This is a genomic window from Parasegetibacter sp. NRK P23, assembly GCF_023721715.1.
Classification (GTDB): domain Bacteria; phylum Bacteroidota; class Bacteroidia; order Chitinophagales; family Chitinophagaceae; genus Parasegetibacter.
In genome coordinates this window covers 2,136,962-2,150,812 of record NZ_JAMDLG010000001.1, presented here as the reverse complement: position 1 = coordinate 2,150,812, position 13,851 = coordinate 2,136,962, and the positions used below count along the sequence as shown (strand labels likewise).

At 49.5% G+C, this 13,851-nt stretch carries 13 protein-coding genes; 10 read left to right on the top strand and 3 right to left on the bottom strand.

Annotation, left to right across the window (positions count from 1 at the left end):
- Window positions 1–375: 375 nt before the first annotated feature.
- From M4J38_RS08740 to M4J38_RS08720, 5 genes are all read left to right on the top strand, one after another.
- A complete protein-coding gene (locus M4J38_RS08740; RefSeq protein WP_251759171.1) occupies window positions 376–711 on the top strand; it encodes a 2Fe-2S iron-sulfur cluster-binding protein in 336 nt (111 codons plus the stop codon).
- A gap of 42 nt (window positions 712–753) precedes the next feature.
- Window positions 754–993 carry a Fe-S cluster assembly protein IscX gene (gene iscX, locus M4J38_RS08735; protein ID WP_251759170.1) on the top strand — a complete coding sequence of 80 codons (240 nt, stop codon included), beginning with the start codon at window positions 754–756 and terminating at the stop codon, window positions 991–993.
- Between the two features lie 3 nt (window positions 994–996).
- The gene (locus tag M4J38_RS08730; RefSeq protein WP_251759169.1) at window positions 997–1,518 is read left to right on the top strand and encodes an HAD family hydrolase; all 522 of its coding nucleotides are present in this window, start codon (window positions 997–999) and stop codon (window positions 1,516–1,518) included.
- Between the two features lie 99 nt (window positions 1,519–1,617).
- Window positions 1,618–2,562, top strand: coding sequence for a geranylgeranylglycerol-phosphate geranylgeranyltransferase (locus tag M4J38_RS08725; protein ID WP_251759168.1), 945 nt, complete (start codon window positions 1,618–1,620; stop codon window positions 2,560–2,562).
- The gene (locus M4J38_RS08720) at window positions 2,555–3,136 is read left to right on the top strand and encodes a nucleoside triphosphate pyrophosphatase (RefSeq protein ID WP_251759167.1); all 582 of its coding nucleotides are present in this window, start codon (window positions 2,555–2,557) and stop codon (window positions 3,134–3,136) included. The genes M4J38_RS08725 and M4J38_RS08720 overlap by 8 nt, the downstream gene beginning before the upstream one ends.
- On the opposite strand, the gene ytxJ is transcribed toward M4J38_RS08720, so the two are convergent.
- On the bottom strand, window positions 3,133–3,462 hold the full coding sequence (gene ytxJ / locus M4J38_RS08715; protein WP_251759166.1) for a bacillithiol system redox-active protein YtxJ: 330 nt from the start codon (window positions 3,460–3,462) through the stop codon (window positions 3,133–3,135). The two genes, M4J38_RS08720 and ytxJ, sit on opposite strands and share 4 nt — an antisense overlap.
- Window positions 3,463–3,662: 200 nt before the next feature.
- Here ytxJ and murC point away from each other — a divergent pair, with 200 nt between their 5' ends.
- Genes murC through M4J38_RS08690 form a run of 5 tightly spaced genes read left to right on the top strand, consistent with a single transcriptional unit; the run spans window position 3,663 to window position 10,469 of the window.
- Window positions 3,663–5,030: a UDP-N-acetylmuramate--L-alanine ligase gene (gene murC / locus M4J38_RS08710; RefSeq protein WP_251759165.1), complete on the top strand. Its 1,368-nt coding sequence runs from the start codon at window positions 3,663–3,665 to the stop codon at window positions 5,028–5,030.
- Window positions 5,031–5,042: 12 nt separating this feature from the next.
- Window positions 5,043–5,813, top strand: coding sequence for a 3'-5' exonuclease (locus M4J38_RS08705; protein WP_251759164.1), 771 nt, complete (start codon window positions 5,043–5,045; stop codon window positions 5,811–5,813).
- 9 nt (window positions 5,814–5,822) lie between these two features.
- Complete coding sequence (locus M4J38_RS08700) at window positions 5,823–6,617, top strand: polyprenol monophosphomannose synthase (RefSeq protein ID WP_251759163.1); 795 nt, start codon at window positions 5,823–5,825, stop codon at window positions 6,615–6,617.
- Window positions 6,617–7,489, top strand: coding sequence for a DMT family transporter (locus tag M4J38_RS08695; protein WP_251759162.1), 873 nt, complete (start codon window positions 6,617–6,619; stop codon window positions 7,487–7,489). Before M4J38_RS08700 ends, M4J38_RS08695 begins: the two co-directional genes overlap by 1 nt.
- A gap of 52 nt (window positions 7,490–7,541) precedes the next feature.
- Complete coding sequence (locus M4J38_RS08690; RefSeq protein ID WP_251759161.1) at window positions 7,542–10,469, top strand: S9 family peptidase; 2,928 nt, start codon at window positions 7,542–7,544, stop codon at window positions 10,467–10,469.
- 85 nt (window positions 10,470–10,554) lie between these two features.
- Here M4J38_RS08690 and M4J38_RS08685 read toward each other — a convergent pair whose 3' ends face one another.
- Together M4J38_RS08685 and M4J38_RS08680 are read right to left on the bottom strand one after the other, a co-directional pair.
- The gene (locus M4J38_RS08685; RefSeq protein WP_251759160.1) at window positions 10,555–12,240 is read right to left on the bottom strand and encodes a S8 family peptidase; all 1,686 of its coding nucleotides are present in this window, start codon (window positions 12,238–12,240) and stop codon (window positions 10,555–10,557) included.
- Window positions 12,241–12,322: 82 nt separating this feature from the next.
- On the bottom strand, window positions 12,323–13,819 hold the full coding sequence (locus M4J38_RS08680; protein WP_251759159.1) for an OmpA family protein: 1,497 nt from the start codon (window positions 13,817–13,819) through the stop codon (window positions 12,323–12,325).
- Between the last annotated feature and the right edge of the window lie 32 nt (window positions 13,820–13,851).

The window sequence follows — 13,851 nt, the reverse complement described above, 5'->3', positions numbered from 1 at the left end:
AAAATACGGCCTGAAGTATGGTAACCGTGATAAAACGAGGCGATGCGCGGAAAAACACGGTACCCGGTGGCACAGCTATAGCGGTGCCACCGGGTACCGTGTTTTCACCATTTGAAGGCATCAGCCTGCCAAGCAGTTCCTCACATCTGCGAAAAAGAAAGCAGTGATCTCGTGAAACCCTCTCTTAAATCAGCAACGCTTCGCATTTACAAAGAATGAAGCATTGCTCCCTTGAAACCATCACCCCAATCACCAACTCCTTGCGTCTGCGAAGAATGAAGCAGCGCTCCTTTGCGCCTGCGAGGTTGGAAGCAGTGCGTGACCCCCTCCCGGTATTAATTTTTGCCGTAGCTTTGCCCCCAAAATGAAGCTGAGATGTACACGATAACTTTCAAGTTCGAGCAGAAAGGATTGGAGCCGGTCACATTGGAGAACATCGCCCCGGGCGACTCACTGTTGGAAATTGCACTCGATCACAATATAGAATTGCACCACAATTGCGGCGCCGTTTGCGCCTGCAGCACCTGCCATCTTTATGTGGAGAAAGGCGAGGAGTTCTTCCCGGAAATCACCGACAGGGAAGAAGATTTCATCGACAGGGCCATAAACCCACGCCTTAACTCCCGGTTGGGATGCCAGTGTATGCTGGAAAAAGGTTCGGGGGAAGTGGTGGTGACCCTGCCCGACCAAACTCAATTCCTCGGAGAATAACCGCTTCATTAACAACGTTTTTTACGCTATAAATTTCACTTTATGTCTCATTTTGAGCCGCCCATTCACTGGAACGACTACGAAGATATTGCCATGAAACTCTACGAACGTTTCGGCGACGAATTCGGAGAAGGAAGAATATACCGCATCCGTTTTACCGACCTGCTGGAATGGGTTTTACAGATACCCAATTTTGCCGGTACACGCGAACAAAGCAACGAAGGACACCTGGAAATGATCCAGAGCTCCTGGGTGTACGAATGGAGAGACAACCAAAAATAAATTATGAACCTGCTGGAGGTATTCGCCCGGATCCGTTGCTTCGTATTTGACGTGGATGGTGTGCTCACCGATGGCTCCCTTCTTGTACTGGAAGGTGGCCAGATGGCGCGGCGCATGAACATCAGGGACGGATACGCCCTGCAACTGGCCGTTAAGAAAGGCTACGATGTGGTGATTATTTCCGGTGGAATATCGGAACCCGTGCGGGAACGGCTGGGGAAACTCGGGATAACCGAAGTTTTCATGAACGTCAAGGACAAGAAAACATGCCTGGCCGACCTTGTTCTGAGAAAGGAATTGTCCTGGGAAAACGTGCTTTTTATGGGCGATGATATTCCTGACTACCTCCCCATGACCATGGTTGGGTTGCCCTGTTGTCCCGCGGATGCCGCGCCAGAAATCAAATCCATCTCCCGGTATGTGGCCAATACCATTGGTGGAAGCGGTTGCGCCAGGGAAGTGATTGAAAAAGTGCTGAAGCTGAATGGCGACTGGGAGATAGGATCGGATATCGCGGCGAAATGAAATTATAAATTTTGAATGTTGGATTTTGAATTGTTTCCAATGATATAACTTCATGCGGGTACTTTATTCATCATTCAAAAGTCATCCTCAACAGTCTAAATGAAGCTGATAGGTGCATTCCTCCGATTGGTCCGCTGGCCTAACCTGGTGTTCATTGCACTCACGCAACTCCTGTTTTATTATTGCCTGCAACTGCCTTCATTTAACGTTAACGGTGTGGTGTATCCGCACAAACTTTCCTGGCCGCTCTTCGCCTGTATCAGTCTGTCTTCCATACTGATCGCCGCCGCGGGCTATGTAATCAATGATTATTTCGACCTGAATATCGACCGGCTCAATAAACCCGATAAGCTGATCGTAGACAAACTCATTCGTAGAAGATGGGCCATTCTCTGGCACCTGGGCCTTTCCGCCGCCGGTGTATTGCTGGGTGTTTGGGTGGGACTGAAAACCGGCAATCACCTGATAGGCCCCGCCAACCTCATGTGTGTTGCGCTGCTTTGGGTGTATTCCACCAGTCTGAAAAAGAAAATGCTGATCGGCAACATCCTCATTTCATTGCTTACCGCATGGGTGGTGCTTGTAATCTGGTTCTGCGAAATCAGGATCGGGAAAACTTATCCCGGTTTCACCGCCGTTCAAACCAGGATATACAAATTCGGTGTACTGTACGCTTCTTTTGCGTTCATCATTTCATTGATCCGTGAAGTGGTGAAAGATATGGAAGATATGTATGGCGATGAGAAATACGGTTGCAGAACCATGCCCATCGTTTGGGGAATTAATGCGTCTAAGCTTTTTATAGTTACCTGGATGGTGGTACTTACGGCTGCCGTGCTCATCATACAGGTGTATGCGTTCCAGCTAAAATGGTGGTGGTCTTCCATCTATTCCATTCTTTTTATACTGGTGCCGTTGATCCTGCTGTTCCGTCCGCTGATGGCCGCTTCCCAACCCGAGCATTTCCATAAAATCAGCAGCAGGATCAAACTGGTGATGATGACGGGTATTTTATCAATGATCTTTTTTAGTATTTATGGCTGAGTTCAATATTTCTTCAACCGATAGACTGGTGCTGGCCTCTCAGTCGCCGCGCCGAAAGCAGTTGCTGGAATGGGCCGAAGTGCCCTTCGACATCGTGGTGGTGCCCACCGATGAAAGTTTTCCTCCGGAAATTTCCGTTGAAGAAGCGCCCGTACACATCGCGAGACAGAAAGCATTGGCGGTACGTGAAAAAGTAGGGAAAGAAAAAGTGATCCTGGCCGCGGATACCGTAGTGGTACTCGGCGAGGAAATTATCGGAAAGCCCGTGGATAAAGCCGATGCTATTTTTATTCTTGGGAAACTGGCAGGTAACACACATCGTGTGATCACCGGCGTTACGATCTTGCAGGAAGAAAAGGAAACCGCTTTCTACGACATCACCACCGTTCATTTTCATCCGCTCACGCCCGATCAGATTGAGTTTTATGTAGAAAAATACAAACCTTACGACAAAGCCGGTGCTTACGCGATCCAGGAATGGATAGGCGTGGTGGGCATTGCCCGTGTGGAGGGTGATTTCTATAATGTGATGGGCCTGCCTGTGAGCAGGGTAGTGCAATACCTGCGTTACTAATTGACCTGCTCGGCGATGAATTCCATCCGGATGCCGTTGTGGCTCTCGTCGTAAATACATTCACCGTCTTTGATCAGCAGTACCTGCGGCGATTCATGGAAAACATGGAACTGCTCCGCTATGGCGTTGGAAATATCGCGGTACCTGATCAGGTCAAGGTAATAGAAGGTGGTATTGGCCGGCTTTTCCCCTTTTTCCAGTCTTGCTTTCACCATGGTGCTGATGCTGCAACGGGTGCTGTGCTTAAAAATAACCTGGGGCGTATGTTTAGATTGCGCAATAATCTCTTCCAACTGCGCCGCGTCTTTCAATTCAATCCAACTCACTGTATCTTATTTTAATGTTCAACTCCTTAGTAACCACTGTAGCCTGAATTCACCTTGCAACCGGCTTTCCGGGAGGAAGTACAGGAAACCACGCCTGCCGCCAGGGCAAAAAGCAGGAAAATGGCCAAAATTTGTTTGTTCATATCTGAAGGCTTTATCTATAAACGTATTACCTTGCTGTTTCGTTTGCAAAGGTACACATGAATATCCACTTTATTTCCATCGGGGGCAGCGTCATGCACCAACTGGCCATCGCCCTGAAGCGTAAAGGATACCGGGTAACCGGTTCCGACGACGAAATTTTTGAGCCTTCCCGTACTAATCTTGAAAAAGAAAGCATACTTCCGGCTGCAATAGGCTGGGATCCGGAAAGGGTGACCCCCGACCTGGATGCGGTCATACTGGGTATGCATGCCCGTTTGGATAACCCCGAACTGGTTCGTGCGCAGGAACTTGGCTTGCCCGTGTATTCATTCCCCGAATATATTTTCCAGGAAAGCCGGTTCAAAAAACGTGTTGTGGTAGGTGGAAGTCATGGTAAAACCACCACCACTTCCATGATCATGCACGTGTTAAAAACAGCCGGGAAGGACTTCGATTACCTCGTGGGCGCAAGACTGGAAGGATTCGACCAGTCCGTAAAAGTGACCGAAGCCCCGCTGATCGTTTGTGAAGGAGACGAATATCCCGCCAGCGCCGTGGAAAAAAGGCCCAAATTCCATTTCCTTTTCCCCGAGATCGCCGTACTTACCGGGATTGCCTGGGACCATATTAACGTATTTCCCACCTTCGATTTTTACCTGGAACAGTTCAGGATATTCATCGGGATGATCGAAGAAGGTGGAACACTGATCTACAACGAAACCGATCCGGTGCTGAAAGAACTGGTGGAAAGCGCCGGAAGAACGGATATTACACTGAAGCCTTATGGGGTGCCCGCACACAGCATTGAGAAAGGGGGCACCATCCTGAAACTGGGCGGTAGAGATACTTCTCTCGAGGTTTTCGGTGCCCATAACCTGATGAACCTCAACGCGGCCTGGCTGGTGGTGGAAGAACTGGGGCTATCCCTGGAACAATTCCTGGTGGGGATAACCGGTTTTACGGGCGCGGCCAGAAGGCTGGAAAAAATAGGGGAGAAGGAAGGGCTGGTGGTATACAGGGATTTCGCGCACGCACCTTCCAAAGTAAAGGCCACGGTGCAGGCTGTAAGAGCGCAATTCCCGGAACGGCAGTTGCTGGCATTGTTCGAACTGCATACGTACAGCTCTTTGAATGCTGACTTTATGAAGGAGTATGCCGGTGCGCTGGATGGCGCGGATAAAGCCGTCGTGTTCTTTTCCGCCCATGCGCTGGAGATCAAAAAAATGCCGCCACTGGATCCCAATGTGGTGAAAGAAGGCTTCTCCCTGCCCGGACTGGAGGTGATTAACGACCCGCAGGTCCTCGAATCCTGGCTGAAAGCGCAAAATTTTGCCGATACGGTACTTTTATTCATGAGTTCGGGTAATTATGGTGGATTTAATATCCTTACCTTTGCGCAGCAAATAACAGCGCAATCCCAATAGCATACCAATAACATGTCACTGAAGCTTACCAGGCCCCTGGCTTTCATCGATCTTGAAACTACGGGTATCAATCTTAGTACGGACCGGATCGTGGAGATCGCTATCGTAAAGATCACCGTTGAAGGCGAAAAGCAGGTAAAACGGAAGCTCCTGAATCCGGAGATGCCCATCCCGAAAACTTCCAGTGATATCCATGGCATTACCGATGAAATGGTAAAAGATGCCCCTACCTTTAAACAGGTGGGCAACGAAATCAAGCAGTTCCTGGAGCATTGCGACCTCGGAGGATACAATTCCAACCGGTTCGACATTCCATTGCTGATGGAAGAAATGCTGCGCATTGGCCTGGAATTTGACATGAAAGGCAGAAGATTGGTGGATGTCCAAAAGATTTTCCACCTGATGGAACAACGCACACTCAGCGCGGCATACAAGTTCTATTGCAATAAAAACCTTGAAGGGGCGCACGGTGCTGAAGTGGATGCCACCGCAACCTGGGAAGTACTGGAAGCGCAGGTGCAAAGGTACCCGCAATTGGGAGATACTGTTGAATCCATTATCAAGTGCATCGGCGACGACCAGATCGTGGATTTCGCCCGCAGATTTGTGATGGAAAATGGCGTGGAAACATTTAACTTCGGAAAGTACAAAGGTAAACCCGTTGCTGATGTCCTCAAATCCGAACCCCAATACTACGATTGGATGATGAAAGGTGATTTCCCCCTTCACACCAAGCAGAAACTAACCGAGATCCTTAAAAGAACCCTGTTAAAGAAAGGATAAACATTGCCATTGGAAAAGCTAGTTGTCATACCTACCTTCAACGAGAAGGATAACATCGAAAATATTCTCCGGGCCGTTTTCGGATTGAACCAGGATTTTAATGTGCTGGTGATAGACGACAGTTCCCCGGATGGAACAGCTGATATTGTGCGCAGGCTTCAACAGGAGTTTCCCGGTAAACTTTTCCTGGAAGAAAGAAAAGGCAAACTCGGCCTGGGTACCGCATACATCCACGGTTTCAAATGGGCCGTGAACAAAGGCTACGAATACATCTTCGAGATGGATGCCGATTTCTCCCACAATCCAAAGGACCTCCAACGTTTGTACCTCGCCTGTAAAGAAGGTGGTGGACAGGTAGCCATCGGCTCCCGCTACGTGAAGGGTGGAGGTGTGGTGAACTGGCCCTGGGACAGGGTTTTCCTTTCCAGAGGCGGCTCCGTATATACGCAATTGATTACCTGGATGCCCATCAAGGACCCTACCGCCGGGTTCATGTGTTATAAAAGAGAGGTATTGGAAACCATCAACCTCGATGCGATCCGTTTTGTAGGATACGCGTTCCAGATAGAAATGAAGTTCGCCTCCTGGAAACTGGGCTTCCGTATCGTGGAAGTGCCGATCCAGTTCGAGGACAGGAAATTCGGGGTGTCCAAAATGAATAAGGGTATTGTGAAAGAAGGTATCCTTGGGGTGTTGAAACTCCGCTGGCATTCCATCTTCAAAAATTACCGCAAAAGGGTAAAAACGGATCCTGCTAAGTCTACCCGTAGCTTTTTCCAGGAAGAGGCCCTCGATAAAGCCTGATGAAAAAAGCATTCCTCCAGTTACACACTGCCATTTTACTCGCCGGAGTAACGGGTGTATTGGGGCGATTGATTCACCTGAACGAAGCCTGGCTGGTTTTTTACCGCCTATTGTTTACTGTGGCGATCTTATGGGGTTTGTATGCTTTTTCGAAAACGAAGACTCCTTTAAATGGGAGGGCGATACGTACAATGTTGGGCATTGGCGCCGTGGTGGGCCTGCATTGGGTGAGCTTCTATGGCAGCATCAAATACGCGAACGTATCGGTAGCGCTTGTCGCCTTTTCTTCCCTGGGCTTCTTCAGTGCAATTCTGGAACCCTTCCTTCTACGCAAACCACTCTCCTGGATCGAACTTGCGCTCGGATTGCTGGCCGTACTGGGCGTGGCGCTCATCTTTCATTTCGATACCCGTTACGAAAAAGGCATTTTGTTCGGGGGCGTTTCCGCCTTTCTCGGCGCACTCTTCACCGTGCTCAACAAAAAAGTAATGGAACGCCACGATGCCGAAACCGTTACCCGATGGGAAATGACGGGTGGCCTGCTCACGGTTACGCTCATCCTGCCATTCTACCTGCCACTATTCGGATTGGGACTGGAATGGCCCTCTTTCTCCGATATCGGCTGGCTGATCCTGCTCGCCTGGTGCTGCACCGTGTGGGCGTTCAAGCTTTCCCTTCGCGCACTTGAAAAGATTTCTCCTTTTACCGTAAACCTCAGTTATAACCTGGAACCACTTTACGGGATACTGCTCGCCTTTGCCCTTTTCCAGGAAAACAGGGAAGTACAGGGAAGTTTTTACCTCGGTTCCTCCCTCATTCTCCTGGCTATTGTATTGCAGATGGTGAAGGTGTTCGCTGAAAAAAAGCGTTGAGTTCAATCTCACGCATGTTTTATATTTGTTCTTCAACCATTACGTACAACACATGCGAAAAACTATGCTGCTGTTTGCTGGGCTATTCGCCCTTGCGAACTGCGTTTCCGCTCAGAAAAAGCCCCTGGATCATTCTGTTTATGATGGATGGCAAAGCATTGGGGAACGGAAAATATCACCCGATGGCAAATGGGTGGTCTATACCGTGAACCCGCAGGAAGGAGATGGGAAACTGGTGGTCCAATCCGCTAACGGCGTTTATGCCAAAACGATTGACCGCGGGTACAACGCTACCATTGTCGCGGATAATAAATTCCTGGTGTTCCGCGTGAAGCCCTTCTTCAAAGATACCCGGGAAGCAAGAATCAAGAAGAAAAGTCCTGCCGATATGCCGAAGGATACATTGGGCGTATTACTGCTGGGAACCGATTCCATTATTCGTTACACGAAATTCAAAACTTTCCGCACACCCGAAAAGAACAGCGCCTGGCTGGCCGTGCACCTGGATAAAGCGCCAGCCGATACTGCGGGAAGAAAGCGCAACGGCACTGCCGCTAACCCCGCGGTCGATAGCCTTAAAAAAGTGATCGATTCGCTTACCCTGATCATCAACACGCAGGCGGAATCCGGTAAAAAGAAGAAAAGGAACAGAGATGAAGACGCGTTGTTCTCCTTCGCGACGGATTCCACACTTCCCAATAAAAGAATTGAAGAAGGAACGGAGCTGCTGCTCCGCAACCTGTTCACGGGAGAAGAAAAAAAGTTCCCGTTTATCAACGAGTTTCTCTTCGATGAAAAAGGAACCGTCCTGGTAATGGAAGTAACACCCAACAAAAAAGACAGCACGAGTCAACTGCATATCAACTGGCTCGATCTGGCTTCCGGTCAGGCAAAAACGATCTTCTCCAAAGCGAACGACATCAAATCCTACGCTTTCGATAAAGCCGGTAATCAACTGGGTTTCATTGTAGAAAAAGACAGCAGCGCCAAAGCGCTCCAGAAGTTCTACCACTTGTACCATTACACGAAAGGTACCGACTCCGCTGTATTGAGAGCCAACAGGTTCACCACCGGCATTCCTTCAGGCTTCACCATCAGTGAGAACGCCAACATCAATTTCAGTGAGAACGGCCGCAGCATGTTTTTCGGTACCACACCCATCCGTGCGCCAAAAGACACCACACTGGTGGATTTTGAAACCGCCCGCCTCGATGTGTGGCACTATGCCGATGATTACCTTCAACCGCAGCAACTCAAACAAATGAACACGGAACTGAACCGCAGCTACATGGCCGTGCTCTCCAAAGATGCTTCCACTGTGCTGCAACTCGGCTCACCGGAACTCGAGAATGTTATGCTGGTAGATGAAGGAAACGCCCCTTTCGTACTCGCTTCCACCAACAAAGAAGGGCGCATCGCCGCGCAATGGACCGGCCGTTCCATCAGTAAGGCATACCTCGTTTCGCTTAAGGATGGCAGTAAGCAACTGGTGAAAGACAAGCACAAAGGCTTCTTCCAGGTTTCGCCCAAAGGAAAATTCGTGGTATGGTACAACCTGCCCGACAGGCAGTATTATGCTTATGAAACCGCAACCGGCACCACCAGGAACATTTCATCAAAAATCAGTTTCCCCCTCTATGATACCGAAGACGATCATCCCGATGATCCGCCATCTTTCGGGTTGGATGGCTGGTTCGAAGAAGATGCGGCCGTGCTCATCAACGACATGTATGATGTATGGAAAGTGGACCCCACCGGCAAAACCGCGCCGGTCGCCATTACCGGAGGAGTAGGTAGAAAAAACAAAACCATTCTTCGCGTGGTGAACTTCAACAGGGAAGAACGGTTCATTAAAAACAACGCATCGCTTATACTGGAAGCATTCAACCGCACCACCAAATATGGCGGCTTTTATAAACTGTCGCCGAACAGCAAAGCGCCCGAAGAACTGGTGATGGGGCCCTATTCGTTTTCAACACCGCTTAAAGCAGACAGCGCGGAGCAATACATCGTGAGCAGGATGAATATTAAGGAATCTCCCGACGTATTCAGCAGTACCAATCTCGCTTCTTTCACCAAACTAAGCGACCTGAATCCGCAGCAGCAGGATTACAACTGGCTCACCGTGGAACTGGTAAAATGGAAGATGTTTGATGGAAAGACCGCTGAAGGACTCTTGTACAAACCCGAAGATTTTGATCCGAAGAAAAAGTACCCGGTGATCTTCTATTTTTATGAGAAGAACGCCGACGGATTGTACACGTATAAAACGCCCGCGCCAAGTGCCTCTACCGTAAACATCGCTTATTTTGTAAGCAACGGATACATTGTTTTTGACCCGAATATTTATTACAAAACGGGCCAGCCGGGCGAAGATGCTTACAATTCCGTGGTGTCCGCCGCGCAATATCTTGCTACCATGCCGTGGGTGGACGCGAAGAAAATGGCCATTCAGGGACAAAGCTGGGGCGGCTACCAGGTGGCTTACCTGGTAACCCGTACCAATATGTTCGCGGCCGCAGGCGCAGGTGCCCCGGTTGCCAATATGACCAGCGCGTATGGTGGTATCCGTTGGGGAACCGGCCTCAACAGGCAGTTCCAGTATGAACGTACCCAAAGCCGTATCGGCGCCACCTTGTGGGAACGCCCCGATCTATACATTAAAAATTCCCCCCTGTTCACCGCTAACAAAGTGAACACGCCTTTACTAATCATGCACAACGATGAAGATGGCGCCGTTCCCTGGTACCAGGGCATCGAATACTTTACCGCCCTGCGCCGCCTCGGTAAAAAAGTGTGGATGCTGCAATACAACGGCGAAGACCACAACCTCGTGGAGCGCCGTAACAGAAAAGACCTTTCCGTTCGTCTCGGCCAGTTCTTCGACCATTACCTTAAAGGGAAACCCGCTCCCGTATGGATGACCAAAGGTGTGCCCGCCGTAGATAAAGGGAAAACCTGGGGTTTGGAAATAGAATGAGAGAGGGGTTGGCGTGAGGCCCAAAATAAAATAAGCCGTCTCAACACGAGACGGCTTATTCATTATAGCTATATACTACTTAAAACTATTGTTTCTTGCCCGACTTCATCGTAGACTTCGGCAGCGACTTGGATTTACCGTACATGCTATCCGCCAGTTTAATGGCTTCGTAAGCATTTACCAGTCCACCAGTGCGGCTCAGCTCAGAAAGTTCCACTTCACCACCTTTACCAGGTGTTTTCACCTTGATATCCGGTTGAACAGCAGATTTTTCGATGATCTCTTTTACCTGCTGACCCGTCAGTTGGGGATAGTATTGCAGAATAAGTGCGGCCACGCCAGCTACAACAGGCGATGCCATACTTGTACCCTGTGCGTTACCGTAAGTATTGCCGCCGGGAATAGTGGAATAAATTTTCACGCCGGGAGCAAACACATCTACCTGGTCTTTACCATAGTTGGAGAAACTGGCGGTGATGCCACCGGATTTGGGATCGCCACTGGCGCCTACCGTAATGAAGTTGGAAGCGCGGGACTTGGTTACATTGATGTTGGGGTTAGGGAAGTTGTCTTCCACATCCACGTTCTTCGCATCGTTACCAGCGGCGTGCACCAGGAGAACACCTTTTGATTCAGCGTAGCGAACGGCATCGTCTACCCAGAATTTCTCGGGCGAGAAACTTTTGCCGAAGCTCATGTTGATCACGCGTGCGCCATTGTCAACCGCGTAACGGATGGCTAGTGCGATGTCTTTATCATGTTCATCACCATCGGGAACGGCGCGGATGGTCATGATGCGTACGTTATCGGCCACACCATCAATACCTAGGTTGTTGCCTCTTTTTGCACCGATGATGCCTGAAACGTGCGTGCCGTGGAAGGGCGTATTGGCCATGATATCGTTGTTGCCGTAATAACGGTCGTTGAAATCAGCGTAATTGTCTTTTACGATCTCGCCGCGGTAATCGCGTGGCGCTTTGTTGCTGGCTTCAGCTTTCTTTTCTTCACCACTCAGGTAATTGCCGAACTCTTCCAGGAACTTATCGACGGTCATGTCCATCATATCGTTTCCTTTCATGATGCCGAGCAAGGTCTGACGTGCTTTCTTCGCTTCGTCGGTGGTGGCTTCGTATTTCTCGAGATCAGCGCCAGTGTATTGTTGTTTGCCCATGGCCGTTTTCATCACTTCGTCGCTTTTCTTGAAGTTGCTGTAAGCGTTCTTCAGGAAGGCTACCTGCATCTGGCTTTCTTTTCCGCTTCCTTCAATATTTCCGCGTACTTTCTGCCACATGGCGTATTCAGGATCAGATGCCCAGGCGCTGGTATCTTTTCCTTCCGTGCTGCCGAATTTCAGTTTGAGGTTATGGTAAACACGTGCGGCTTCGTAGGAATCTTCTTTTACGTTGCGGCCATCTTTTCCGCCGATGAAGTTCCAGCCATGCACATCGTCGATGTACCCGTTTCCGTCGTCATCTATTCCGTTACCCGGAATTTCTTTGGCGTTCTTCCAGAGAATGGGTTTCAGGTCTTCGTGCAAGGTATCGATACCGGAATCGATCACGGCTACGATCACTGTATTGCTCTTTCTTCCTTTGAGGAGTTCTTTGTAAGCTTTTTCGACGCCGATACCATAGTAGCCGTCGTTTTGTTTATCCAGCAGGTGCCAGCCCTGGGGAACGGTTTCCTTAGCGGCGGCGGTTTGTGCGTAGGTTCCAAATGAGGCAAGCAACATCATTCCGGTGAACCCGGCGTTTCTCAATAGTTTATTCATATTCACATGTATTAAATAGACCCGCAATTTATTGGTTTGGCGCTAATTTGCCTTGCCGCTGGTCAAGTATTTTGTTAAATGTTCAATAGCTGAGTTTAAAGACCACGCGCCTGTTCTTCGCCCTTCCGGCTTCGGTTTCATTGCCGGCCACGGGTTGGTCGGGGCCAAAACCGGTAGCGGTCACGTTTTCCGCCGGGGCTCCTTTGGAAATCAGGTAGTTGCGTATGGCGTCCGCACGTTGTTGCGAAACCAGTCTGTTCCTTTCGGCGCTGCCTTTATTGTCAGTATGTCCTTCAACGGACAGCTTGAGTTGCGCGTCGTTTGCGAGCATTGCCGCGATTTCATTCAGGGTTTTGTGGTATTTCGGATCAATGGTTGTTTTTCCGAAAGCGAATTGAATGGATGCGGCTATTTCAGCGGCTTTCTTCAATGTTTCTTCTTTTACCACGGGGCAACCCCTGTTTTCTTTTGTGCCGGGCTGATCCGGGCAGAGGTCCTCTTCATCATTCACGCCGTCATGGTCACGGTCCGGGATGGGACAACCTTTGAAGCGTGCCACACCAGGTACAGTGGGGCAGGCATCGTCCTCGTCGTTAATGCCATCTTTATCGGTATCAGGAACAGGGCATCCTTTGTATTTGATCAAACCTTTCACATCAGGGCAAAGGTCATCTTTGTCCGGAATACCATCTCCGTCGCGGTCGGGGCAGCCATTGGTTGCTTTACTTCCGGGTTCATCCGGACAGGCATCCTCTGCATCGGGTACGCCGTCGTTGTCCTTGTCGCCGGGTTTTTCAGGGGTAACCACGGGAGGCTTTTGCGAAATCGCTTCTTTTTGTCGGGCGATCCTTATCGAAAGTGATCCGCCTACGGTTTGGTGGTAGAAACTACCGGGAACGGTAGGTTGGTCAAATTCGGATAAGCCTCTTGTGAAGAAGCCGCTCAGCATTACTGGCCCAAAATCGAAGCCGGCAGAGCCTGAAACGCCAAAATAAGCAGATTTGAATTTCCCGGGATCAGTACCGGTTTCACCTTTGGTTTCTTCCGTTCTGATTTCGGTACGTCCAAAATCACCCTGACTTACGGGCGGTGTGTAATAGGATAATTCATCCACTGTTTTCGATGCATAGAATACGGAAATCATCGGGCCACCACTCAGAAAGAAATTTACTTTTTTGGAGAGGGGCAATTTATAAGCCAGTTGAACGGGGATATCGATATAATCGCTCTTATTCGTGGTTTGGCGGTAATAGAAGGGAGAGGCATTTGCACCGGTGGTATCGTATTCCTTCTGAAAAAGACTGCCCTTTCCACTGAAAAATATGCCGGGTTGAAGTGCCCAACGGGATGCGGGTTTGAAAGGAATATCCGCCTGAATGCCAATCCTGGCGCTGGTTCTGCCTTTCAGGAAAGGCTGAACATCGGTGCCATAACCGGCGGTTGTTCCGGATGATTCAACGCTCCCAACTTGCGGGCCACCTGTCAGGAAGAGCCTGACCTGGCTTTGTGCGGCATACTGGCAAAGCAGCAATACAGCCATGCACAAGAAAGAAGTTTTTTTCAAAGCCTGGTTCTTCATCACGGATATTTTGAGTTTGAAGGATATGGAAC

Bases quoted from the DNA above. Each gene is read 5' to 3' on its own strand.
- M4J38_RS08740 (WP_251759171.1), top strand. From the start codon at position 376: ATGTACACGATAACTTTCAAGTTCGAGCAGAAAGGATTGGAGCCGGTC.
- iscX (WP_251759170.1), top strand. From the start codon at position 754: ATGTCTCATTTTGAGCCGCCCATTCACTGGAACGACTACGAAGATATT.
- M4J38_RS08730 (WP_251759169.1), top strand. From the start codon at position 997: ATGAACCTGCTGGAGGTATTCGCCCGGATCCGTTGCTTCGTATTTGAC.
- M4J38_RS08725 (WP_251759168.1), top strand. From the start codon at position 1,618: ATGAAGCTGATAGGTGCATTCCTCCGATTGGTCCGCTGGCCTAACCTG.
- M4J38_RS08720 (WP_251759167.1), top strand. From the start codon at position 2,555: ATGGCTGAGTTCAATATTTCTTCAACCGATAGACTGGTGCTGGCCTCT.
- murC (WP_251759165.1), top strand. From the start codon at position 3,663: ATGAATATCCACTTTATTTCCATCGGGGGCAGCGTCATGCACCAACTG.
- M4J38_RS08705 (WP_251759164.1), top strand. From the start codon at position 5,043: ATGTCACTGAAGCTTACCAGGCCCCTGGCTTTCATCGATCTTGAAACT.
- M4J38_RS08695 (WP_251759162.1), top strand. From the start codon at position 6,617: ATGAAAAAAGCATTCCTCCAGTTACACACTGCCATTTTACTCGCCGGA.
- M4J38_RS08690 (WP_251759161.1), top strand. From the start codon at position 7,542: ATGCGAAAAACTATGCTGCTGTTTGCTGGGCTATTCGCCCTTGCGAAC.
- M4J38_RS08685 (WP_251759160.1), bottom strand. From the start codon at position 12,240: ATGAATAAACTATTGAGAAACGCCGGGTTCACCGGAATGATGTTGCTT.
- M4J38_RS08680 (WP_251759159.1), bottom strand. From the start codon at position 13,819: ATGAAGAACCAGGCTTTGAAAAAAACTTCTTTCTTGTGCATGGCTGTA.